The following is a 24,153-nucleotide window of genomic DNA, read 5'->3' on the forward strand; positions in this document are numbered from 1 at the left end:
GACGTTCTCCAGCGGGTTCAGGAACTTGTATAGAATTAACATAGCAACGCGCGGAACCTCCTGCCTTGATCCAGGCCAAGAACCATCAACGCTCATCCTCGATGGTGCCCTCTCCCTTCGCTTTGGGCAAACGCTTCAACCCTGGCAGCGCCGGGCCCGGTTCCGTATGCTGAGCGCCAATCCCGGGCCATCACCCCGGGGCGCCCTCTGTTCCTCGCGACTACGGATACTGCCATGACCGATGACCTCCAGCATGCCGCCCGCCTGGCGCTCTCCCTGTTGGACCTGACGAGCCTCAACGACGACGACAGCGATCGCAGCATCGAATCGCTGTGCCGCCGGACCCGGACCCCCGTCGGCTATCCGGCAGCCGTGTGCGTCTACCCGGCCTTCGTCACGACCGCCCAGCGAACCCTCAAGGCCCTCGACCTCGCGGGCAAGGTCAAGGTCGCCACGGTGACCAACTTCCCCGACGGCGGAGATGACATCATGGCCGCCGCCCGCGAAGCTCGGGAAGCAGCCGCCGCCGGTGCCGACGAGGTAGACGTGGTATTTCCATATCGCGCGCTGCTGGACGGCGACGAGGAAACCGGCCGTGAGCTGGTGGCCTGCTGCGATCAGGGCTGCGGGGACGCCACTCTCAAGGTGATTCTCGAGACCGGTGAACTCAAGGACCCGGCGCTGATCCGTCGCGCGGCGGAACTGGCCATCGAAGGCGGCGCCACCTTCCTCAAGACGTCTACCAGCAAGAACGCCGTGGATGCCAGTCTGGCAACCACCGAGCTCTTGCTCGACGTCATCAAGGCGAGCCAGCGCGATGTCGGCCTCAAGATCGCCGGCGGGATTCGCACCACCGAGGATGCCCTGGCCTATCTGCAGCTCGCCGAGCGTGTCATGGGCAGAGCCTGGATCACGCCTCAGCACATGCGCTTCGGCGCCTCCGACCTGCTCGATGACCTGCTGGCCAACTCGGGGCTGGGCAGCGCCTAGCCCTGGTCGTGCCCCGGTCCCTCGGCGTGGACCTGCTCCACGTCGACGATCCGCGAGCGACTCATTACGATTTTCCAGCGCTGCAAGGTGGGCGGCGCATTCCCTTGAGTCTCGCGGATCACCAGGTTGAGGAGGTGGCGTTTCTCCACCTCCTCGCGAACCACCTGGTCACCCTCCTCCAGCCGATAAACGCGACGATTGCCCTTGTCCATCAGGCGGGCAATCGACGACACATCGACCGTCAGCGTCTCGCGGGTGTGCTCATAGCCGCTGAGAAATCGCGTGGGCGACATCCGCGAACTTGAACAGTAGTGCAACACCACCTCTTCACGCTGGGCCACGCTGCGCTTGCGTACTCGCTGGATTTCCTCGTCGAGCTTGGAGAAGCGCTTATAGTCAAACCACTCGAGCTGACGCCCCACCACCTGGCTATGCGTCGGGTCCAGGTACTGGCGGCGCCACTTGGGACGGCCACGGCGCAGCAGTCGCCACAGGGTGTTGCGCAGATCATCCTTGAACACCTCGCGCAGGGCGTAGATGCCGGCCATGGCCAGCACAAACAGCACGGTGATATCGGCCAGCACGGTGCGGATCTCGAGCAGCCCCAGCGAGACAAACACCATGACCACCGCGGTCGCCAGCGCCTTCACCGCCTTCTGTTCGGCGTTGCCCAGCTCCTGGGTCTTCTGCTTGAGCGTCACCGGGTATTCGATCAATCGGCGCAACAAGCGCATCTTGTTGGACATGCGCGTGGAGTCGCCGGTCACCCGGTCGGAGTTGTATTCCCGTTCGCGACGATAGTCGTCTTCGGCTCGACAGATCTCCACCAGGCGTGTGCGCAGCGCGCGATAGCGTGAACCCCGCGGTAACCCGGCCAGCAGCGCCAGCAGCCGCTGCTCGGTAAACCAGGAGAGGTAGTTGTCGATGGTGGCGAAGTAGCGATGCAGACTTTCCTCACTGGGTTCCTGACGCCGCAGGCGGCGCAGGATGTGGACCGCCAGATCGACATGCTCGGTCAGCCGCTGCTCCAGGCTCGGAGCCTGTTCCTTTTCCGTTGCTTTCCTGGACGAGGCGCCTGTCTCGGACGACCGGCCGCTGGCGTTGGCCCTTGCCGGCGCCTCGCCCTGCTCACCCTTCTCGGTTCTTTCCGCCTTCTCGGCCTTCTCGGCCTTTTCCGCCTTTTCCGCCTTTCTGGCACGTCGCACATCATCGAGCAGCGGCGGAATCGCCCCCTCCATGGCTACCACATACTGATAGGCATAGAGGCTAAGACTCAGGCGATAATGTTCGGCATCGAGCTTCCCTCGCTCGGCCAGTCGGCTAAGCACCAGCGGCAGACGATAGCGGTCACTGAAGTAGGTGCGCTTGACATAGATGGCTCCGTGATAGAAGTCCTCCTCGGCGATCACCTGACCGGTCAACCCCAGCTCTCCCGGTACGAAGAGATAGAGGTCGAGCCGGTGCGAGGTTTCCTCCTGCAACACGCGGGAAACCTTGAAGTGCAGGCTATCCTGACGATCTACCTTGATCATGGGCGGCTCACGTTAGGCAGGGCTACTGGCCCGGGTCAGGCGAGCCACCACTGCTGCTCGTCTGATGATGGGGGTCGGCGACACCGGCGCGACCCGGCGCGCGGCCCGCCGCATCACGAGAACCGCCTCCATCACCGCAACGCTCGCTGGCACCATCCAGGCGCCCGCCGCCATGACCCTCCATGCTGACGCTGAGCCGCGGCACCCCAAGGTCGACGTCCTGGGCCTCCATGCGTTGCTTGAGCATCAGGTTGAAGGCACGGGCCACGTCCCATTGCATCTCGGGGGCGGTACGAAAGCGCATACGCAGGATCGGGCAGCCGTCTTCGAAGGCATGGATGCCCTGCATCTCCAGCGGCGACCAGATGTAGTGGCGCATCATCGGATCCTGGCGCAGCGCCTGGGCGGTCTCCTGCATCAATGTGATGGCGTCATCGATACGCATCTCGTAGGGAATGCGAATCTTCATCAGCGCAATGCCGAACTGCCGCGACATGTTGTGAATCGATTCGATGCGGCTGAAGGTGATGATATGCACGATGCCATCGAGGTCACGCAGGCGCACGGTGCGCAGGGTCAGGCCCTCGACCGAGCCCATATGCCCATTGATCTCGACGAAATCATCCACCGCGAGGGAGTCCTCGATCAGGATGAAGATACCGGTGATCAAATCCTGCACCAGGGTCTGGGCGCCGAAACCGATCGCCAGACCGATGACACCGGCACCGGCCAGCAGCGGCGTCACGTTGACCCCCAGGTTGGCCAGCCCGACGATGCTGGCGATGATCACGATGGTCGTGAACATGACATTGCGGATCATCGGGGTAATGGTCTGGGCCCGGGCCTGGTTGACCCGCCGCCCGCGGGAGCGCGCCGAGCTGGTCAGGGCACGCTGGATGGCGGTATCGGCGAAGATCCACGCCAGCCAGGCCAGCAGCAGGGTCAGGGCGATGGCCAGCAGGGCCTGGCCGATGCGCGCGCTGGCCACCCCCTGGGTGCCGATGCCCAGCAGCGAGCCACTCCATACCTGCAGAAACAGCTCACCGAAGGTCAGCCAGGCGGCGACATGGGCCAGCACATAGCCGAACCGTTCGAGTCGCACACGGTACTGGCTGGTACGGCGGCGGCGCTGGCGGCTCTTGCGCCGCTCGCCGTGGCGCCGGACCAGGCCGGTCACCACCAGCACCAGCACCAGCAGCGCCGCCGAAATGATGGAGCGCGCCAGGGCGGTGCCCACATCGCCGCCGGTGACGAAGATCGCCACCAGAGAGCCCCCCACCAGCAGCAGCGCCGGGACATGCCATAGGCGTCCCAGCACCTGCACGATGCTGGCGCTGGCCCCGGTGTCACGGCGCTCGCTCCACGGGCGATTGCGGATGATATGTTCGATGGGTCGCTTGAATCGCAGAATGAAGCGCACGCTGAGCAGGGCCGCCAGCATATTGGCCAGGACGGACAGCAGACCGGCAAGCTCGTTGCCGAGCAGCGTAGTGAGGCGCCCGGAGTTGAAGGCATCTCCCAGTGCCACCAGGGCACCGATCACGAACAACGGACGCAGGCCATGATTCTGCACCAGCTGCACCGCCACGAACCGGTGCCCCCGGGTAAACTCGGACACGAAGGTCTCCAGCACCACCGACAGGGTGCGACCACACAGGGCGACATAGGCCACCACCAGCGTCAGCACACGCCCGCTGCTGGGCGGCACCAGCTGGGCGATCCCCAGCACCAGTGCGAAGGCCAGCGTCCAGGGCAGCATGCGGCGCAAGAAATGTACGCCGAGCAGCCAGGCGCGCGGCTCCCGCGGAAGGTCCAGGGGCCAGCCGCGACGCCTGGCGAACAGGCGCCCCAGGGCCGTCAGGATCACCAACAGCCCGCCCCAGATCACCAGCAACACCGTGGCCTCGACCGCAAAGCGGATCAGGTCGGCATTACCGGTCTCGGCCACCAGGGCACTCAGATCATGCCAGCCCTGATTGAGCTGAGCCTTCCAGTGCGCCACTGGCGACCGCTCTCCCTCGGCCTGCTGGCCCAGGTCGTTGATGGTCTCCGCCAGGGCGCCGAGCAGGCCCTCCCGCGGCGTAATCCCGCTACTCTCGGTCGCCTCGCCGTGTACCTCTTGCAGATCCTGCAGGCTCTGCAGCAACTGGCCACGCCGCTCGGCGTCCTCGAGAGTGGAGATGATGCGCTGCAGCGACTCCTGAAAGGCCTCGGGATCATGTCGCTGCTGATCCGCGGAGGACGTCACCAGGCCCGGCAGGTTGACGGCCTGGGCCTGGACGGCCGCGGCGGGCAGCAGCCAGAGGGCCAGCCCCAGCAGGAGCCCGAACAGCGAGGCCCAGGCGGCAGGGCCGGGGCCGAGGCGACGATAAGGGAACATCACATCTCCATGTTGACGGGTAATCGAGGCGTCGTGGGTCGAGACCGATATGATACGCTCGCAAACGCTTATATGTGACGTACAGGATGCCGCCATGACGCCGCTATCGCCACCCGAACCACACACCCATGATGGTGAGACGCGCCGTGTGGGCGTCGAGATCGAGTTCGCGGGTCTGCCGCCACAGGATACCGCCGCCGTGGTTTGCGCGCTGTTCGGCGGCGAGGTTCGGGTGCTCAGCCCCCATCGCCTCAAGGTCGACGATACTCGCTGGGGTCACTTTACCATCGAGCTCGATACCCAGTACGCCCACCCCGACGCGGAAATACTCGATGCCATGCCCAGCGGCGACAGCGAGTGGGAGCGCCACCGTCACCGGATGCGGGTCGACTTCCACAGCCGAACCCGAGAACTGATCGGCGATGTCGTCACCGGCCTGGTGCCCACCGAGATCGTCTGTCCGCCGATCCCCTGGAATGAGCTCGAACGGCTCGACAAGCTGTTCGAGGCGCTGCGCGAGCAAGGCGCCAAGGGTACCGACGCCAGCTTGCTCTACGGATTCGGGCTGCACCTCAATCCCGAGGTGCCCAGCCTCGAGGCGGCGAGCCTGCTCGATCATCTACGCGCCTACCTGCTGACCGCCGAGTGGCTGCGTGAACAGATCGATGTCGACATCACCCGCGAGGTCCTGCCCCATGCCAACCCCTTCCCCAAGGCCTATGCCCTCAAGATCCTGGCTGAGGACTATGCCCCGGATATCGACACCCTGATCGGCGACTACCTGGCCGATAACCCGACCCGCAACCGCGAGCTCGACATGACCCCGCTGTTTGCCTACCTACGGCCGGACTATCCTCACGAGCTCTTCCAAAACAAGCTGGTCAAGGCCCGCCCCACCTTCCACTATCGGCTGCCCGACGCGCGCCTCTCGCAGCCGGGGTGGGGCTCGGCGGTGGAATGGAATCGCTGGCTGGAGGTGGAAAAACTGGCCGCCGACACCGCGACCCTCAGGCGCCGTGCCGCGGGCTACGTGGCCAAGCATACCCGCTCGCCGCTCACCCGCCTGTGGCTGAGCCTGCGGCGCTGGGTGAAGACGCCATGAGCCAGCGCCCCCTGATCGGTATTACCACCTCGGATCGCAAGAGCCATATTGCCTGGCTCTTCGACTGGTTTGCGGTATGGCGCCACGGTGGGCGGCCCCTGCGGCTATCGCCATCGCGCCCCTGGCCACCCCACCTCGATGGTTTGATCATCGGCGGCGGTGACGACATCCAGGCCCAGCTCTATGACGCCGAGGTGCAGATCGACGTACGCGTCGACCCCCAGCGCGATGCGCTGGAGCTGGAGCTGCTCGAGACCTTTATTCCCCGGGGCACGCCGGTGCTCGGCATCTGCCGTGGCGCCCAGCTGATCAACGTCTACCTGGGCGGCACCCTGGACCCGGACATCTATACCAGCCACGAGGGACTCAAGCGGCGACGCACCGTGCTGCCGCGCAAGACCGTGGATATCGTCGGTGACAGCCGGCTGCATCGCATCCTGCGGGTCACCTGGTGTCGCATCAACAGCCTGCATCACCAGGCCGTCAAGCAAGCCGGACGCGGCATCGAGATCGTCGCCCGTGACCGCGACGGCCTGGTGCAAGGCATCGAGTCCCGCGAGCACGATTTCTTGATCGGCGTCCAGTGGCATCCCGAGTGGCTGATCTTCAATCGCCCCCAACAGCGCCTGATCAGCGCCCTGGTAAGCGCCGCCCGCAACCCCACCCCCGGGGACTGTCCCCGGGGGTCTGGGGGACTGTCCCCGTGAGGCTGGGGGACTGTCCCCGGGGGTCTGGGGGACTGTCCCCGTCAGTTAGCCCTCCAGCTTGGCGTCGAGGGTGATCTCGGCATTGAGCAGCTTGGAGATGGGGCAATTCTCCTTGGCCCCATTGGCCGCCTCCTCGAAGGCCGCCTGATCGGCACCCGGCACTCGGCCCACGGTGGTCAGGTGGACGGCGGTCACCGAGAGGGAGTCCGGATCCAGGGTCACCTTGGCCTGGGTGTCGAGGCTGTCGGCGGTGTAGCCCGACTCGCCGAGCACCAGCGACAGCGCCATGGTGAAGCAGCCGGCATGAGCCGCGCCGATCATCTCCTCGGGATTGGTGCCCTCGGCACCCTCGAAGCGCCGACGGAAGTCATAGGGCGTATCCGCGAGGACACCACTCGGCGTGGAGAGGGTACCGCCGCCCTCCTTCAGGCTGCCCTTCCACTGTGCGCTGGCAAAGTTTTCAATAGTCATCGACGTCTCCTCGATCGTGGGTCATATGGGCACGCCGGTGATAGGCGTGCGCAGGTCATGCCTGGGTGTCTTGATACCTTAGACTATGGAGATGGCGAGCCGCGACGGCAAGGGCGCATTGCATCCTCGACACTCAGCACCCAGAATAAATGAAAAGCAATTCCATAAAAGCAATTCCATAAAAACAATTCCATAAAAAAAGGGAGCCACCGTATGCTTACCGCCCCCCACGTCACCCTGCCGGCCACCGCCCATGAGCCCGCCGTAATGCTACCCACCATCGGCCAGGGCTCCTGGTACATGGGCGAGGGGCTGGCCCCGCGCCGGGAAGAAATACGCGCCCTGCAGCATGGCCTGGCCATGGGGTTGACCCTGATCGACACCGCCGAGATGTACGCCGACGGCGGTGCCGAAGAGGTGGTTGGAGAGGCCCTGACGGGGCGCCGGGACGAGGCCTTCCTGGTCTCCAAGGTCTACCCCTGGAACGCCGGGCGCGATTCGGCCATCACCGCCTGCGAACGCAGCCTGCAACGGCTCGGCACCGACCATGTCGACCTCTATCTACTCCACTGGCCGGGCGGGATACCCCTCGATGAGACCCTCGAGGCCTTCGAGCGCCTGCGCGAAGCAGGCAAGATCCGCCGCTTCGGCGTCTCCAACGTCGATGTCGAGGAGCTGGCCAAACTCCACGCCCTGCCCGGCGGTTCGGACTGCGCGGTCAACCAGGTGCTCTATCACCTGGGCTCCCGAGGCATCGAGCACTCCCTGCTGCCGTGGCAACGATGCCACGGCATACCCACCATGGCCTACTGCCCACTGGCCCAGGCCGGCGGCCTGCGCGACGACCTGCTGGATCACCCCGAGGTGATGGCCATCGCCGCGCGTCTCGGCGTTACTCCGGCCCAGGTGTTGCTGGCCTGGGTCACCCGCCCGGTAGATGGCGCCCGCGACGTCATCGCCATTCCCAAGGCGGCCCGCCGCGAGCATGTGGAGCAGAACGCCGCCGCCCTGCACGTTCGCCTCGACGACGAGGCCTACACCCGGCTGGAAGCGGCCTTCCCGGCGCCCTCGCGCCGAGTGCCGCTGGATATCGTCTAGCCCTACCGGTGGCCAGGGGCTCTACGCCTGGCCCCGCAACCTGGCGAGGGCCGTATCGAGTGCGTCATGGCCTTCCTCGCGCAGCGCCGCCATGTTGCGCTCGGGTATGGCCTCGGGATCGGGATAGTGGGCCAACGCCTGCTCCAGCCCCGCCTCCCGCAGCAGGTGCAGCATCGGCGAGGGCGAGCGGTTGGTGAAGTTGGCAGGGTCCTCCGGTTCGGCATCCGCGAAGCAGTAGTCCGGGTGGAAGCTGGCCAGCTGATAGGTCCCCTCATAGCCCTGATCCACCAGCAGCGCCTCGGCCACCTCGAGAAAACCCAGGTAGTCCTCGAAGGCCTCGAGTCCCGGCGCCAGCACCAACAGGGTGGTCTCGATGGCGGGCGTCTCGTCGAGGCGTTCACACTCGGCCACCAGTGCCAGCAGGGCCCGCTCCCAGTCGCCGGCATCGACCGCCACGTAGCGAATGGTGTCACGGGCCACCTCACGACCGGCGAAGGGACAGATATTGCGGGGAACCACGAAGGTCTCGACCCACTGGCGGGTCGCGGCAAGGGGATCAGCGGCTGGGGACATGGTCGGCTCGGCACGGAAATGAGCCGCCAGTATAGCGCAGCGGCGGCGCTCCCCGAGGTCTGTTGCCCCTCTGGCGGTGACACGGCGATAGCGTCGCCGGCTATTGCTGGCCATCGCGACGCGAGGCCAGCCGGTCCGCCAGCCGAGTCGGTTCAGGGAGCTTGGTACGCCGCAGGCACGCAACGACCCACTCGAGGGCGGTAGTCAGCGAGACCCGGTGGCCGGTGGAAACGAAGATCGGCTTCACCCTGGCCCGCGAACGCAGCACCGCCGCGATCACCTCATCCTCCGGGCCGTCGGCCAGGGGAGTCCAATCCCCTCGCGCGGGCCCCGGCTCGGCGTGACGCCCGCACAGCCGCGACTTGGCCACACCGATGGTGGGCACATCGAGCCACAGCCCCAGGTGGCTGGCGACGCCGAGCCGCCGTGGGTGCGCGATGCCCTGGCCATCCACCATCACCAGATCGGGCCGCACGCTCAAGCGTTCGAACGCCGCCAGCGCCGCCGGCACCTCACGAAACGACAACAGCCCCGGAATATAGGGCATCCGCGTTGGCTCGCGATGCACCACCCGCTCCACCACCGAGATCTCTCCGTCGGCATCCGGCGGCCAGGCCAGCACCACCACGGCGGCTCGCGTTATCTCGCCGCCCTGCTCGAAGCCGATATCCACGCCGGCGAGATGACGCACCTCGGCGAGGCGGTCCTTTCGCTCGATGCGCCCGGCCAGGCCCTTCTGCAGGGCGATGGCGTCTTTCGGCGCCAGGTTCCAGTCGTGCAGGGGGAGCCGCGTCACGTTCAGGAGGCCTTCAGCGGTTTATGGGCGATATCCGGTGCCTTGCCCTTGAGCATGGTGCCCCAGTAGAAACTCGGCAGCAGGTGCTTCTTGACCACCCAGTAGAAGCGCGACGCCTTGAAGGGGTCAAGCGGCAGGGTCGGAGTGACCACGCCACCGTAGACGAACTCGGCGATCATCACCTTGCCGTAGGCGGTCACCAGCGGGCAGGAGGTGTAACCGTCGTAGCTCGCCGTCGGCTCCTGCCCCGCCATCTGGGCCAGCAGGTTGTTCACCGTGACCGGCGCCTGCTTGCGCACCGCCGCGGCGGTCTTGGAGGTCGGCAGCGAGCTGGCATCGCCCAGCGAGAACACCTTCGGATAGCGCACATGCTGGGTGGTCGCCTTGTCCACCTCGACCCAGCCGGCGGCATCGGCCAGCGGACTCTCGCGGATCACATCGGGCGCGCATTGGTGTGGCGTGACGTGCAGCAGGTCGAAGGGTTGTTCGACGCGTCGGGACGCGCCGTCGGCGCCCGTGGTGACGAAGGTCGCCACCTGGCGCTCGCCGTCTACCGCCACCAGGTCGTGGGACAGGGTCACCTCAACGCCATGGTCCCGGGCGACCCGCTCCAGGGGTGGCACAAAGTCGGGCACGCTGAACAACGCTCCGCCGCCGGAATAGAACTTGAGCGTGCTCTGAGCCTCGAGCCCCTGTCGGCGCAGGTGGTCGGCGGCGAGATAGGCGATCTTCTGAGGGGCGCCGGCGCACTTCAGGGGCGGGGGCGGCTGGGTAAAGATGGCGTTGCCACCGCGAAATGCCTGCAGGCACTCCCAGGTGTAGGCCACGCTATCCGCGCTGTAGTTGCTGCACACGCCCTGGGTGCCCAGCGCCTCGACGAGCCCTTCGACCCGCCCCCAGTCGAGCTTGATGCCCACCGCTACCACCAGGGCGTCATAGTGCAGGCGCCGACCATCCTCCAGGCGCACCGCATCGGCGTCGGGCTCAAAGGTCGCGACCGACGCCTGGAGCCAGGTCGCGCCCTTGGGCACCACCTCGCGCAGCGGCTTGCTGGTACGCGACAGGTCATAGGTGCCGCCGCCTACCAGGGTAAAGGCGGGTTGGTAGTAGTGGCGCTCGGCCGGCTCGACAATGACCACGTCCAGACTCGGCTGTCGCCTCAACAGCGCCGCCGCCACCGTGATACCGGCGGTACCACCACCGACGATGACCACCTGATGGCGTAGAGTCTCGCTCTGCGAATTCATCAATATCTCCTGATAAAAAGGGATGGGAATGACGATTTCTCCTGCTTTCATTCAACCCCAAAGAGAAGAAAATAAAAACGAAACTCTTAATACTCAATTGAAATATGCAAAACAATCAATGATATAAACGCCAATCTCGTGAAATTGATATAAAACAAAAATGACATTCTATTCATTAATTTTAATCCATATTTCTCATTTTTCGGAGAAAACCCTGCTCGCCTTATCGCCACTTCATATGATGATCAGCTCGAAAAATATCACAAAATGATATGAATGATTCCGCAAAACATCGTCCTGCCAGTGGTAGGTTAGCCAGGAAGATTTTTCTACCTCCTGATCGCTCTATTAACGACCCCATCCTAAAGGACGGACTTGTGAAACAGACAAGCCAGGTTGACCGGAGAGAACGGGTGTCGAGACCCACCGCCGAATGCTTCTTGAGCTCGGCGCCTTGGCAAGCCAGGACCTCCGATGATGATTGACCCCAGCAACTCCCCCCTGACAACCGAGCAGGCGAGCGGCCTGAACCGTCTTCTCGACTCGTTCGAGCCACACCAGTTCGACTGGCTGGCCGGATTCATTGCCGGGTGGCAGGCGTCCCGGCGCGACGGGCCCGCCGATGCCGCGCTCCCCGCCACGCCCCCTGCCGGTGCCGAGCAACGCCCCTCACTGACGGTGCTCTACGGCTCCCAGACCGGCAACGCCGAGCACCTGGCCGAGACCCTCGGCGAACGAGCCAGCGCCCATGGCATCGATGCCCGGGTGGTCGACATGGTCGAGTACAAGCCGCGCCAGCTGAAGAACGAGGCCTTCGTGGTGGTGATCACCTCGACCCATGGCGAGGGCGAACCGCCCGACAACGCCCTGGACCTCCATGAGTTCCTTCACGGCCGCAAGGCGCCCTCGCTCAAGCACCTCCAATACGGCGTACTGGCGCTGGGCGACACCAGCTATGAACACTTCTGCCAGACCGGGCGCGAATTTGACGAGCGACTCGAGGGCCTCGGCGCCAGCCGCCTGGTGGCCCGGGTCGACTGCGACGTAGACTACGATGACGCCGCCGAGACATGGTGCAACGCCCTGCTCGAGGCCCTGCAGGGCGAGGTCGGAGCGGCCGGCATCCTCACCGCCGGCGGTGATACGACGACCGGCGCCGACGCCGGCCAGCACCACGATCGCCGCCACCCCTTCCCGGCCAGCGTGCTGGAGAACCTGGTGCTCAACGGCCGTGGCTCGGGCAAGGAAACATGGCATATCGAGCTGTCCCTGGAGGGCTCGGGGCTGAGCTATCAGCCCGGCGATGCCCTGGGCGTCTACCCCCGCAACGATCCCCGCCTGGTGGCCGCCATCATCGAGGGCCTGGCGCTGGATCCCCAGGCCCCGGTGCGTCTCGACGATACCGACACCACCCTGGCCCAGGCCCTCGGCCATCACCGCGAGATCAGCCCGCTGACTCGGCCGGTGGTCGAGAAGTGGGCGGCCCTGGGCAACGACGCGACCCTCAACGCCCGGCTCGAGGACCCTGCCGACCTCGTCGCCTGGATGGCGGGACGCGACCTGCTCGATCTCATCGAGGCGCACCCGGTGCCGGAATGCTCCCCGGCCACATTGGTCGCGATGCTACGCAAGCTGCCGCCGCGCCTCTACTCGATCGCCTCCAGTCAGGCGACGGTAGAGGAAGAGGTGCACCTCACCGTCGCCGCGGTGCGCTTTGAGGCCCATGGCCGGCACCGCGAGGGAGTGGCCTCCACCTGGCTGGCCGACCGGCTCGCGGAGGACGAGAGCGTGCCGGTCTACATCGAGCGCAACAAACACTTCCGGCTGCCCGAGGACGATGACACCCCGGTGATCATGATCGGCCCGGGCACGGGTATCGCGCCCTTCCGCGCCTTCATGCAGGAACGCGAGGAGCGCGAGGCCGGTGGCGCCAACTGGCTATTCTTCGGCGACCAGCACTTCCACACCGATTTCCTCTACCAGGCCGAATGGCTGGCCTGGCGTCGCCAGGGGCTGCTCGACCGCCTCGACGTGGCCTTCTCTCGCGACCAGCAAGAAAAGGTCTACGTTCAACACCGCATCCGCGAGCGTGGCGCCGAGGTATGGCGCTGGCTGGAGCGCGGCGCGCACCTCTACGTGTGCGGCGACGCCGAGGCCATGGCCCCGGACGTGCATGCGGCGCTGCTTGACGTGATCGTCGAGGCGGGTGGCAAGAGCCGCGAGGACGCCACCGACTACCTGCGGGAATTGACCCGCCAGAAACGCTACCAGCGGGATATCTACTGATGACCGACAAGTTCCCCGACGCCGAGATCATCAAGCGCCAGAGCGACTATCTGCGCGGCACTGTCGCCGAGGGCCTGGACGACCTGGCCACCGGCGCCATCTCGGACGACGACACCAAGCTGACCAAGTTCCACGGCACCTACCTGCAAGACGACCGCGATCTGCGCGACGAGCGACGCCGCCAGAAGCTCGAGCCGCTCTACATGTTCATGGTGCGCCTACGCCTGCCCGGCGGTGTGCTCACCCCGCAGCAATGGCTGGGGCTCGACGCCATCGCCGACGAGTGCGCCAACCACACGCTGCGCCTCACCACGCGCCAGACCTTTCAATTCCACGGCGTCTTCAAGCCGCGCATGCGCACCTTCATGCAGCGGGTCAATGCCCTGGGCCTGGACACCAAGGGCGCCTGCGGCGACGACAACCGCAACGTGATCGCCAACGTCAATCCGCACCACTCGGACCTGCACGCCGAGATCCACCGCCTCTCGACCGAGATCAGCGAGCGGCTGATGTGGCGCTCCGGCGCCTATGCCGAGATCTGGCTGGGCGAGGAGCGGGTGCACAGCCTGGGCGGCGATGAAGAGGAAGAGCCGTTCTATCGCCACTACTACCTGCCGCGGAAGTTCAAGATCGCCCTGGCCATTCCTCCGGAGAACGACTGCGATGTGCTGGCCAACGATATCGGCCTGATCGCCATCGTCGAGGACGGCCGGTTGGCCGGCTTCAACGTCGCCGTGGGCGGCGGCATGGGCCTGACCTATGGCAACGCCGCCACCTATCCGCGCCTGGCCGAGGAGGCAGGCTTCGTGCCCGCCGAGCAGATCGTCGACGCCTGCGTGGCCATCGCGGCCATCCAGCGCGACCACGGCTGCCGTACCGACCGCTCCCACGCCCGCTTCAAGTATACCCTGGACGACCACGGCATGGACTGGTTTCTCGAGCGCTTCGCCGAGTATCACGGCACGCCCATGGCGGCGGCCCGGGAGTATCGCTTCAGCCACAACGGCGACCGCTTCGGCTGGGTGGAGGGCGAGAACGGCAACCGCCATCTGACGCTGATGATCCAGAGCGGTCGCATCGCCGATACCCAGGGCTATCGACTGCGCACCGCGCTGCGCGAGATCGCCGAGCTGCATAGCGGCGAGTTTCGGGTCACCTGCAACCAGAACCTGATGATCGCCAACGTCACGCCCGAGCAGCAGGCCCGCATCCAGGCGATCATCGACCGCCACGGCCTCGACGACGGCAGCCACAGTACACCGCTTGCGCGCAACGCCATGTCCTGTGTGGCCTTCCCCACCTGTGGCCTGGCCATGGCCGAGTCCGAGCGCTACCTCCCCGGCCTGGTTGAGGCACTCGACGCCTTGATGGCGGGTCACGGCCTGGCGGAAACCCCCATCAACGTGCGGGTCACCGGCTGCCCCAACGGCTGCGCACGGCCCTACCTGGCCGAGATCGGCCTGAGCGGCAAGGCCATCGACAAGTACAACCTCTACCTCGGCGGCGACGAACGCGGCCAGCGCATGAACCGCCTCTACCGGGAGAACATCGACACCGCCACCATCCTGGCGATCCTCGACCCGCTACTCGGCCGTTACGCCGCCGAACGCGAGGCCGGTGAAGGCTTCGGTGACTTCCTGGTGCGTGCCGGCATCGTCGATGCCGAACGCCCGCCCGAGGTCTTTCACATCGCCTACTCGGCCTGAACCGAGGGGGCCGGCCCCGCCGGCCCCCCTCCTCGAGCTGAAGGGACACGCCGACTGGCGTAGACTCTCCTCTTCGCACGGCACGCCGGGAGGGACCCCTTGAAGCTGATTCACACCGCCGACTGGCATTTGGGCCAGAGCTTTCATGGCCAGGAGCGTCACGCCGAACATCGCGCCTTCCTGACCTGGCTACTCGACACCCTGGTGGAACGCCGGGCCGACGCCCTGCTGGTGGCCGGCGATATCTTCGATGTGGTCAACCCGTCGCTGCGGGCCCAGGAACTCTTGTTCCACTTCATCGTCTCCGCCCACGAGCGCCTGCCCCATCTCGAGATCGTGCTGATCGCCGGCAACCACGACAGCGGCAATCGCATCGAACTGCCCGCCCCGCTGATGCGTCGCCTGCGCACCCACGCCCTGGGTCGGGTCAGCTGGCTGGACGACGGCAACCTCGACACCGAACGCCTGCTGGTACCGCTGACCGATGCCTCGGGCGAGACCCGCGCCTGGTGCCTGGCCCTGCCCTTCCTGCGCCCCGCCGAGGTCACCGGCGCCGGCATGCGCCTCGACCAGGACGAGGACGACGACGCACCCAACGACTACGTCGCCGGCATCACCCGCGTGCACCGCCAGCTGATCGATGCCGCCGGCAAGCGCCGTGAACCCGGCCAGGCCCTGGTCGCCATGAGCCACGCCCATCTGCACGGCGCCGCCGTCTCCGAGGCCAGCGAGCGCCCGATCGTGATCGGCGGCGAGGAATCGATCTCCGCCGCCCTCTTCCCGGCGGACATCGCCTATGTGGCCCTGGGCCACCTGCATCGCGCCCAGCAGGTCGGCGAGGCCCGCATCCGCTACAGCGGCAGCCCCCTGCCCCTGGACTTCAGCGAGGTCGGCTATCCCCATCAGGTGGTGGAGGTCCGCCTCGACGGCGAGGCCCTGGGCGAGACCCAGGCGATTCCCGTGCCCCGCCCGGTGGCCATGCACCGCGTCGGGCCCGCCCCGCTGGAGCGGGTGCTGGCCGAGCTCGCGGCCCTGGAGGACGACCCCGCGCTTTCCGACGCTCGGGGGCGGGAGCGCTCAAAAGAGCACTGGCCCTGGCTGGAGGTACGTGTCGAACTCGAATCGCCGATTCCCGACCTGCGGGCCCGGGTGGAGACCGCTCTCGAAGGCAAGGCCCTGCGCCTGCTACGCCTCGAGCGCCGCCTGCCTCGGGTCGAAGGCGGGGACCAGAAGACGCGGGTCGACCTGGAGACCCTCGGGCCGCGCAGGCTCTTCGAGCGCACCTGGGAGCAGCGCTGGGGCGAGTCGCCGGCGGAGAACGTGCTCGCCGACTTCGACCGGCTGCGCCAGGACGTGCTCGACGCCGACGATGCCTCGACCCAGGGAGACCCCATATGAAGATCCTCGCCCTGCGCCTGGAGAACCTGGCCTCGCTGCCCGGCCCCCTCGAGCTCGACTTCACCGCCGCCCCGCTCAGCGACGCCGGTTTGTTCGCCATCACCGGCCCCACCGGGGCCGGCAAGAGCACCCTGCTCGATGCGCTGTGCCTGGCGCTCTACGGCGGCACGCCGCGGCTGCGCCAGGCGCCGGCCCGGGACAGCCAGGTCGACGACACCGCGGACTCCACGCTGACCACCAGCGACCCGCGGACCCTGCTGCGCCGCGGCACGGCGAGCGGCTACGCCGAGGTCGACTTCGTGGGCCGCGACGGGCGCCGCTACCGCGCCCGCTGGTCGGTGCGCCGTGCCCGGGAGAAGGTCACCGGCAAGCTGCAGAAGGCCGAGCAGTCGCTGCGTGACCTCGACGACGGCCGCCAGCTGACCACTCAGAAGCGCGAGTTCGACCGCCTGCTACCGGAGCGCCTGGGGCTCACCTTCGAGCAGTTCACCCGCGCCGTACTCCTCGCCCAGAGCGAGTTCGCCGCCTTCCTCCAGGCCGACGACAACGCCCGCAGCGACCTGCTGGAACGCCTGACCGGCACCCGCGAATACTCCGAGATCTCCATGGCCGCCTACCGGCGCGCCCACGACGCCCGGAAGGCCGTAGAGGCACAGGAGGCCAAACTCGCCGACGACCGGCCCGCCGAGCCCGAGGCCCGCGCCGAGCTGGAGCGCGCCGCCCGGGCCGGCCGCCAGGCCCTGGATGAGCTGCAGAAACAGGCGGAATCGCTCAAGGCCCAGCAGCGCTGGCATCAGGACGATGCCCGGCTGCACCAAGCCTACCGGGACGGTCATGCCGAACAGCAGGCCGCCGAAGCCGACTGGCAGGCCCTTTCCGAGGCGCGGGCCGACCGTGACTGGCGCCGGGTGATCGCCCCCCAGCGCCATGCCCTCGCGCGTCATGCCGCCCTGCCCGGTGACATCGCCACCCTGGAGGCGACCCATGCCGCGACCCTGAAGACCCGAGACGCCGCCGCGGCCGAGCAGCAAACCGCGAACATCGCGGGTACCCGGGCCAAGGCGGCCCTGGACGAGGCCGGTGAGGCACGCCGCCGGGCCGAGCCCGAACTGCGCCAGGCCCGCGAACAGGCGCAGGGCCTGGCCACTCTGGAACAGCGCCTCGAGAGGCTGGAGGCGGATCGCGGCAAGCAGCAGCGAATCGCCGACGACCTCGCGGCGCAGTATCGCCAGGCCCGGGCCGCCCAGGATGCGCATCAACGCCAGCGCGACGACTGGCAGGCAACGCTGCAAGAGCTGCAGGGCACTCATGCCGACCTCGATGCCGCCCGTCAGGCCGGCCAGCATGCCCATGACCGGGCGGCCCAGCGCCACCTCGCCCTGGAGGAACTCAGTAGCCGCTGGCAGGCGTTCACCCGCGCGGACCAGGTCCTGCGCCGGCTCGCTCGCCGACTCGGCGACGACGAGACCCGCAGTCACGACTTGCTGACCGAGGGCCAGAGCGCTCGCCAGGCCCTGGACCGCGCCCAGGCACATCTCGATAGCATTAGCGCGCTGATCGATCGCAGCCGCGCCGTGCGTAGCGAGAGCGTGGCGCGACTGCGCGAGGCCCTCGTCGAGGGCGAGCCCTGCCCCGTGTGCGGCGGACACGATCATCCCTGGCGACAGCATCCACCGGCCACGCCGGAGGCCGCCCAGCTCGAGGCCCAGGAAGACGAGGAAACCCGCCAGCTCGACGAGGCCCGCGAGGCACGCGACGCGGCCCAGCGACAACGCGATGAGCTTTTCGGCGCGTATCGCGCCGTGGAGGCCGCCCTCACCCGCCATCGGCAGGATCGCGACACGGCCGAGGGCCAGCGCCATGCCGCCCACGAGGCCCTGGATAACCACCCCCTGCAACAGGAGCTCGCCGCCATCGAGGCGAGCCAACGCGAGGGATGGCTCGAGGCCGAGCACGAGGCGAGTGCGACCCTGCGCCGGCAGGCGCGAGAACACCTGGACGCGTTGGCCCGGGCCGAGGCCGAGCTGGCCCCACTGGAAAAGGCGCTTCAGGAGGGGCGGCTCGCGCTGACCCGCCTGGAGGCCGAGAAGACCGGCGCCGACAAGCGGCTATTGGAGCTCGACGCCCAGCCGCCTTCCCTGCGCGAGGAGCGCGACACGCTCGCCCGCGCGCTTGTCGGGCGACTCGGCGAACACGCCTCGCCCGACGCCTGGCAGCAGCACCTCGACGCCCATCAGGAGAGCGCCCGCCGGGCCTATGACGGCGCCGTGACGCGACGCCACGAGGCCCAGCATGAACAGCAGCGGCTCGCCCAGCAGGCCGAGCACGAAGCCGAGCGGCTCGAACGGCTACATCAGGAACTCGACACCCTCACCCGTGAGCTGGCCGACTGGCGGGCGGCGCATCCCGCGCTGCATGATGCCACCCTCACCCGACTGCTCGACCAGGCCGACGCCGTGGCACGCGAGGAGGAACGGCGGATCGAGGCGGCCGAAGCGAAGCGCCAGCACGCCGCCGCCACGCTGGCGGAGCGCCGCACCGCCCTGCTCACTCATCGCCACGATCAGAACCTGACCGAGGAGGCTGAAGAGGCTGAGACGGCCCTGCTCGGCGACGCCGTGGCCGACGAGCTGCGTCGCCGCCGGGAAGCACTGGAGGAGACCGAGGCCGAGCTGACGCCGCGCCTCGAGGAGGCCCAGCGGGTCCGCGACGAGGCCACCTTCGCCCTGAATGACGATGACCGCCGGCGCCAGCGCCAGCAGGCCGGGCAGAGCGAGCTGGAGGCCGCCCGGGCCGAGTTCCGCCGTTGGGGCCAAATCAACGAGCTGATCGGCTCCGCCGACGGCAAGGTGTTCCGGCGTATCGCCCAGGCCTACAACCTGGAGCAGCTGCTCGAGCACGCCAACGTTCATCTGGCGGGCCTCAGCCGACGCTACCGCCTGGTACGCGGTGGCAGCGAGCTGGGCCTGCTGGTGGTGGACCAGGACATGGCCGACGAGCGCCGCTCGGTGCACTCGCTCTCCGGCGGCGAGACCTTCCTGGTCTCACTGGCCCTCGCCCTGGGGCTCGCCTCCATGGCCTCCGGAGAGCTCACCATCGAATCGCTGTTCATCGATGAAGGCTTCGGCAGCCTCGACCCGCAGTCTTTGGCGCTCGCCATGGAGGCCCTGGACGGCCTCCAGGCCCTGGGCCGCCGCGTCGGTGTGATCTCCCATGTGCAGGAGATGCACGAACGCATCCCGGTGCAGATCCAGGTAGAGCCCCAGGGCAACGGCACCAGCCGGGCCAGGCTGATCAGCCAGTAAGGGAAGGAGAACGGCTCGCTGGCGGGGATAAGTTCATCGTCAGCGAGCCGTCAAGCCCTTTGGTAGTGGTGGGGCAGCATCAATGACAGGCTATTGAAATTTCCTCGATGTTTTGACCATCAACGCTAGAGATGTACCAGCAGCCGTGGTGCATGGCGTCATAGAAATTGTATTGGTCATAATCAACAGCGTCGTAGACTTTTATGTCCGGTTCGCCATAAGCAGCAATGGCCTGGTCAATATGGTCGCCCGGACATATATGCTGTGCAGTACAGTAGTTCTCACTATCTGCGTCAATACTCACTAGATGATCGCCCATGAAATATAGCGCAAGTCCGGGGTAGTGATAAGCTTCCGTATACATGCTGGCAAAGAATTCTTCTTTCTCGTCAGGCTCGCCCTTGATGGCAACCACATCTTCTTTCAAAATCCAGCCTGACAGCCCGCCGATACTCAGCTCCATGTCGGCAGACACAGGGGTGATAATAAATAACGTTGCTAACGCAATGTATCTCATCGGTCGACATCCCTTTCACGTAGTTTATTCTGAGTGGCTGACTTTCAATCTCACGACACCCTTTAATGCTTTACACGGCGAGACTTGTTGTTGTCATGCCATTTTCCAAAAAGGCGGTAGCCCGTTCCATGAAAACGCGCTCGCCTTCTGACCGCTAGCAGAGAATAACTCCTATAGGCGATTTGATCATCCGGGATCCTAATCCTGCGAAAATCTGCGAAGCACTGCCCACTTTTAGGCACACAAGTGCTCTTCCTGCCAGCAGGCTAGGGCACTCTTGATGGGTTCTACGGCTTGGGTAGGCATCCCTTTCCTTGAGGATCATGGGCTTTCCCTGCATATCGACACGGTTACCGGACAGGCTGCCACCAAAGCAGCCTGAGAACCAGCCATGCCAAAGTCGCAGGAAAATCAGCAACAGGCCTAGCCGACTTCCTCTTCCACGACGCTGGACGACTCTTGGCACTTGTCCGGCAGGGCGCGGTGATTCAGAGCCTCGAGCTGGAGCTGGATTTCCTCGCGAAGATCGCCGCTGTAGAGCATGGAGGTTTCCATGTTCTTGTAGGGCCCGCTCCTTGCGGCGCTGGCCCAGTTGTAGGAGCCCACGCACATGAAGCGATCATCCGCCATGATCAGCTTGCTATGTACCCCCTTCACGATTCGCACCCTTACTCCACCCTCTTGAAGGACGTCCCTGCAATGGTCGAATCGGGCGGACTTCTGAGCATCCGCCCGGTTAGCACTGGTGGTATTGAAGTGGTGGTCCACATAGACGGTGACTTCGACGCCATGTTCCACCGCCTGATACAGGTATTCGAGCAGCCCGGTGTCGCGCAGCCGATCGAGGGAGATCCACGGCGAGACGAGCGCAACTCGTAACCGAACACTCTCCAGCAGCTGGCGGATACAGCGATCGTGCGCTTCCGCATCGTTGATCACTTGCGGAGAACGGCATAATGCCAAGAGGTCGGGGCGAGCGCGATCGATGGTAAATGACTGGGCGTTGTCCTCGTCGGCAAACAGGTATCGGCCCAGCAAATGCCGCGGCGAGCCGGGCGCGGCCCCCGCGATGACGTCCATGTCGCCGAACACCATGAAGCTGTCCTTGGCGCGCGATACTGCCACGTTGAGCATCGACGGATCCCGGTCGATAAAGCCACCGTCGTCATGACGCGAGTAGACCGCGGAGAAGAGAATCACCGGGCGCTCGGCCCCCTGAAGAGCGTGAACCGTGCCCACGGTCACGGCGCTCTCGTCTCCCGCGACCGGAATATCGCGGGCGCGGCACGCCTCCTGAATCAGCCGGGCCTGAGCCTTGAAGGGGGTCACCACTCCCACGATCTCACCCAGCGACGTCCCATGCCGCTCCTCGAGGGAGCCGCGATGCGTCGCCAGCCACTCGGCGAGAGTCTCGGCCTCCTGCCGGTTGATGCGGCTACCCGCCGGCGGCGACTCGACGCGACCGTCGACATGCACATAGGAAAACGGCGGCCAGGCGGGATCCTTGGGAGGCGTATCACGCTTGGGCAGCAGCATGCCTCGATAGCAGAGATCATTGCAGTAATCGATGATCGCCTTCAGGCAGCGCCGATGCTCCTGCAGGAACATGCCTGGTTCGGCCTCTTCGAGGTAGCGATAGCGGCTCGCCCGCTGGGCGATGCGCATGACGCTGCCGTCGACTACGCTGCGCCCGGTCTCGCGCAGTTCCTTGTAGTCCTCGACGGCGCCCAGCACCCCCTGATGGCGAAGGTTACCCACGTCGACCGCCTCGACCTGGGTGGAAACCGGCTGGATCTGATGCACGTCGCCGATCACCAGGGCACGCTTGGCCAGCGCAAAGGAGGCCCCGGCCACCTCCGGCGCGACCTGGCCCGCCTCATCGATGATCAGCAGATCGATCTCGTTCTCCAGATATTCCTGACGATACCGATCCGGCCCCTCGTACACGGAATGCGTCATGTGTCCCGGCAGCGAGTGCAGCGTCGACACGATGCAGGGAGTCAGCTTCATGCGCCGACGCCAGCGAGGGCGCACCGCCTTGAGGCCGGTCTTCTCGGCTTTCCTGGCCTCCTCGGCAAGCGTCCGCGCCTGGGTGCGACAGTCTTCCAGCCAGCGCGCCTCCCAGTAGTGGACGGCTAGCCGAAACAGCGCGAAGCGCAGCGAGGTATCCAGCGACTTGTCGATGGCATCCAGCGAATCGAGTTCGGCGCCCGCCGGCAGCAAAGCCCGCAGCCGAGCGGCCTCGGCGTCTCGTTCCTCCAGCAGCGCCCGGCGGGCCTCGATATCCTGACTCAGCCGCTCGATACGCGCCCGACGCTCATCGAGCCAGGCCTGTAAGGCCACCTCCGGCGACGGCTGTGCTGCCGCGTAGATGATCGCCCTGGCCCGATCGTCGAGGGACTCGTAGATGAACAGCTCACGCTTCAGGCGGCGATGCCTTGCCACCGGCGGCAGGATACTGAGTACCGACAGCCACAGCGACTCGTCGGCGCAGAAACGCTTCCACTGCCGCAGCGCCTCCTCTATCGTGCTTCGCTCTTCATCCAACGCCTCGAGCGCCTGCCGCGCCTCCTGCTGTCTGGCCTCGGCGTCTTCGCCCAAGCGCTCCGCCAGCTCGCTCAGCGTGGCCCAACGGCGCTGGATATCAATCAGCCTGTCTCGAGTCGCTAGCAGTTCGCCATGCAGGTGCCGACGCACCGACGGCACGTCCTTCAGGGCTTCGTCATCGAATGCTGCCCTGGCCCGCGCCAGGAACTCCCCCTCGGCTCCCTCGAGAGACTCGGGTCGCTCGAGATGGCGGTAAAAGGCCGGCGTCTGGTACTCCTTGGCGGCCTCGTCTTCGCGGCTGCGGGCCGGATAGAAGCCGCCGTAGCTGTCGATCTCCGGCAGCCAGCGGCCGCCCAGGGGGCCATCGCCTTCCTCGAAGTCCTTGGCGAAGGCCGCGAGGATGTTCGTGACGGCCTGGTTATTGGTCGAGGCCGCCACGATCAGCGGCGGTTCGGCTTCATCGAGGGCCGCCCTGACCCACAGCGAGGCCACGACGGAGAGCACGAAGGTCGTCTTGCCGGTACCCGGCGGCCCGTTGACGGCAAGGATCTCGCCCTCGTCCATCGCCATGGTCTGCGCCAGGGCATCACGCTGCGCGGGAGCCAGGGGATAGGCGGTGTTGGCATGCCCCAGGCGGGTATCCAGCCGGCCCAGCGCCTCGACGCAGGGTCGATACCCCTCATCCGGGCGTGACAACGCATAGCGCTCCAGCAGCGGCAACGCCCGCGGCGTGGCGCCGAGCCAGTCATAGAAGCCGAGGATATGCCGGGCCGCTCCCTTGGCCTGCGGCTCCACCTTGAGCAGGCGCGCCTCGCCCAGGCTTTCGAAAGCAGCCTTGAGGCGCTCGCGATCGACCAGCTGCTCGAACAGCCGGCGCGAGGCGTCGTAGTACGCCTGCCAGCGCTTCGCGTGGGTCTCGACATCTTTCCCTTCGGTACCCTCGCCTTCGGCACCTTCCCCTTGGAGCAGCGCCGTCGCCTCCTGCTCCGACCAGACGCTCACCGCCTCGCGGGTCAGCAGTCGATCCTGCGCTTCCACCTCGCCCAGGGTGAAACGATCATCGGCCTGTGGGCTCAGCAGATCCCGAGGAATCACCGGCGGCTCGGCCGGTATCAAGACGCCCTGACGGGAGACCCACAGCACGCAGATCAGCGGCGTCACCACCTCCGGATAGAGCGCCTGCTTCTGCTGGCCGTGCTCCTGAAGAGAGCGATAGACGGCGGGGCGAAGCACGACGCGAACCAGCTGTGTCTCCTCCGGTTCGTCGTCAAACAGCTCGGCCAGCAGCGCGGCCGACGACGGTATTCGCCCCTTCCTGTAGACGGTCGTATCCACCGAACTCAGCGCCTTGAGCTCCTTCTCGTCGAGGACGCCGCGGCCACTCTCGGCATCCGCCAGGGAGTTGCGCCAGTAGCGCAGCCACTGGAAAACCGAGGGAGCTGGGGTGGTGTCGCTCATGCCGTACTCTCGCTTCTTGTCACTCGTTGAAAACCGATTT

At 66.3% G+C, this 24,153-nt stretch carries 16 protein-coding genes; 8 read left to right on the top strand and 8 right to left on the bottom strand.

Going from position 1 to position 24,153, the window contains the following annotated elements:
• The first annotated feature begins 234 nt into the window (after positions 1 to 234).
• Positions 235 to 990 carry a deoxyribose-phosphate aldolase gene (deoC, locus tag Q358_RS0107835; RefSeq protein WP_027961545.1) on the top strand — a complete coding sequence of 252 codons (756 nt, stop codon included), beginning with the start codon at positions 235 to 237 and terminating at the stop codon, positions 988 to 990.
• Here the strand turns inward: deoC and Q358_RS0107840 are convergent.
• Entirely contained in the window at positions 987 to 2,522 is a 1,536-nt protein-coding gene (locus tag Q358_RS0107840) for a hypothetical protein (protein ID WP_027961546.1), read from the bottom strand. The two genes, deoC and Q358_RS0107840, sit on opposite strands and share 4 nt — an antisense overlap.
• A 22-nt stretch (positions 2,523 to 2,544) precedes the next feature.
• On the bottom strand, positions 2,545 to 4,902 hold the full coding sequence (locus Q358_RS0107845) for a mechanosensitive ion channel family protein (RefSeq protein ID WP_051530245.1): 2,358 nt from the start codon (positions 4,900 to 4,902) through the stop codon (positions 2,545 to 2,547).
• A 94-nt stretch (positions 4,903 to 4,996) separates the two neighbouring features.
• Between Q358_RS0107845 and Q358_RS0107850 the strand changes: the two genes are divergently transcribed.
• Positions 4,997 to 6,004, top strand: a complete 1,008-nt coding sequence (locus tag Q358_RS0107850) for an amidoligase family protein (RefSeq protein ID WP_027961548.1) — start codon at positions 4,997 to 4,999, stop codon at positions 6,002 to 6,004.
• The gene (locus Q358_RS16830; protein ID WP_051530246.1) at positions 6,001 to 6,711 is read left to right on the top strand and encodes a gamma-glutamyl-gamma-aminobutyrate hydrolase family protein; all 711 of its coding nucleotides are present in this window, start codon (positions 6,001 to 6,003) and stop codon (positions 6,709 to 6,711) included. Before Q358_RS0107850 ends, Q358_RS16830 begins: the two co-directional genes overlap by 4 nt.
• A 45-nt stretch (positions 6,712 to 6,756) precedes the next feature.
• Here Q358_RS16830 and Q358_RS0107860 read toward each other — a convergent pair whose 3' ends face one another.
• The gene (locus Q358_RS0107860) at positions 6,757 to 7,182 is read right to left on the bottom strand and encodes an OsmC family protein (protein ID WP_043487861.1); all 426 of its coding nucleotides are present in this window, start codon (positions 7,180 to 7,182) and stop codon (positions 6,757 to 6,759) included.
• 213 nt (positions 7,183 to 7,395) lie between these two features.
• Here Q358_RS0107860 and Q358_RS0107865 point away from each other — a divergent pair, with 213 nt between their 5' ends.
• Positions 7,396 to 8,280 (top strand): aldo/keto reductase, encoded by an 885-nt coding sequence (locus Q358_RS0107865; RefSeq protein ID WP_043487864.1) that lies wholly within the window; start codon positions 7,396 to 7,398, stop codon positions 8,278 to 8,280.
• Between the two features lie 21 nt (positions 8,281 to 8,301).
• Here the strand turns inward: Q358_RS0107865 and Q358_RS0107870 are convergent, their stop codons facing one another.
• The 3 genes from Q358_RS0107870 to Q358_RS0107880 form a co-directional block, all read right to left on the bottom strand.
• Complete coding sequence (locus tag Q358_RS0107870; protein ID WP_027961551.1) at positions 8,302 to 8,853, bottom strand: DUF1415 domain-containing protein; 552 nt, start codon at positions 8,851 to 8,853, stop codon at positions 8,302 to 8,304.
• Between the two features lie 100 nt (positions 8,854 to 8,953).
• Entirely contained in the window at positions 8,954 to 9,649 is a 696-nt protein-coding gene (gene nfi / locus Q358_RS0107875) for a deoxyribonuclease V (protein ID WP_043487865.1), read from the bottom strand.
• Between the two features lie 2 nt (positions 9,650 to 9,651).
• Positions 9,652 to 10,896 carry an NAD(P)/FAD-dependent oxidoreductase gene (locus Q358_RS0107880; protein WP_027961553.1) on the bottom strand — a complete coding sequence of 415 codons (1,245 nt, stop codon included), beginning with the start codon at positions 10,894 to 10,896 and terminating at the stop codon, positions 9,652 to 9,654.
• A 474-nt stretch (positions 10,897 to 11,370) separates the two neighbouring features.
• On the opposite strand from Q358_RS0107880, the gene Q358_RS0107885 reads away from it, so the two are divergent.
• From Q358_RS0107885 to Q358_RS0107900, 4 genes are all read left to right on the top strand, one after another.
• The gene (locus Q358_RS0107885) at positions 11,371 to 13,182 is read left to right on the top strand and encodes an assimilatory sulfite reductase (NADPH) flavoprotein subunit (RefSeq protein WP_027961554.1); all 1,812 of its coding nucleotides are present in this window, start codon (positions 11,371 to 11,373) and stop codon (positions 13,180 to 13,182) included.
• Complete coding sequence (gene cysI, locus Q358_RS0107890; RefSeq protein ID WP_027961555.1) at positions 13,182 to 14,888, top strand: assimilatory sulfite reductase (NADPH) hemoprotein subunit; 1,707 nt, start codon at positions 13,182 to 13,184, stop codon at positions 14,886 to 14,888. The genes Q358_RS0107885 and cysI overlap by 1 nt, the downstream gene beginning before the upstream one ends.
• A 99-nt stretch (positions 14,889 to 14,987) precedes the next feature.
• Positions 14,988 to 16,286 (top strand): exonuclease SbcCD subunit D, encoded by a 1,299-nt coding sequence (locus tag Q358_RS0107895; protein WP_027961556.1) that lies wholly within the window; start codon positions 14,988 to 14,990, stop codon positions 16,284 to 16,286.
• Positions 16,283 to 19,591 (top strand): AAA family ATPase, encoded by a 3,309-nt coding sequence (locus tag Q358_RS0107900; RefSeq protein ID WP_027961557.1) that lies wholly within the window; start codon positions 16,283 to 16,285, stop codon positions 19,589 to 19,591. Before Q358_RS0107895 ends, Q358_RS0107900 begins: the two co-directional genes overlap by 4 nt.
• Positions 19,592 to 19,670: 79 nt before the next feature.
• Here Q358_RS0107900 and Q358_RS0107905 read toward each other — a convergent pair whose 3' ends face one another.
• Together Q358_RS0107905 and Q358_RS0107910 are read right to left on the bottom strand one after the other, a co-directional pair.
• On the bottom strand, positions 19,671 to 20,108 hold the full coding sequence (locus Q358_RS0107905) for a hypothetical protein (RefSeq protein WP_027961558.1): 438 nt from the start codon (positions 20,106 to 20,108) through the stop codon (positions 19,671 to 19,673).
• 423 nt (positions 20,109 to 20,531) lie between these two features.
• Positions 20,532 to 24,113, bottom strand: coding sequence for an AAA domain-containing protein (locus Q358_RS0107910; protein WP_051530247.1), 3,582 nt, complete (start codon positions 24,111 to 24,113; stop codon positions 20,532 to 20,534).
• Positions 24,114 to 24,153 lie beyond the last annotated feature (40 nt).

It is taken from the genome of Halomonas halodenitrificans DSM 735 (assembly GCF_000620045.1).
Classification (GTDB): Bacteria; Pseudomonadota; Gammaproteobacteria; order Pseudomonadales; family Halomonadaceae; genus Halomonas; species Halomonas halodenitrificans.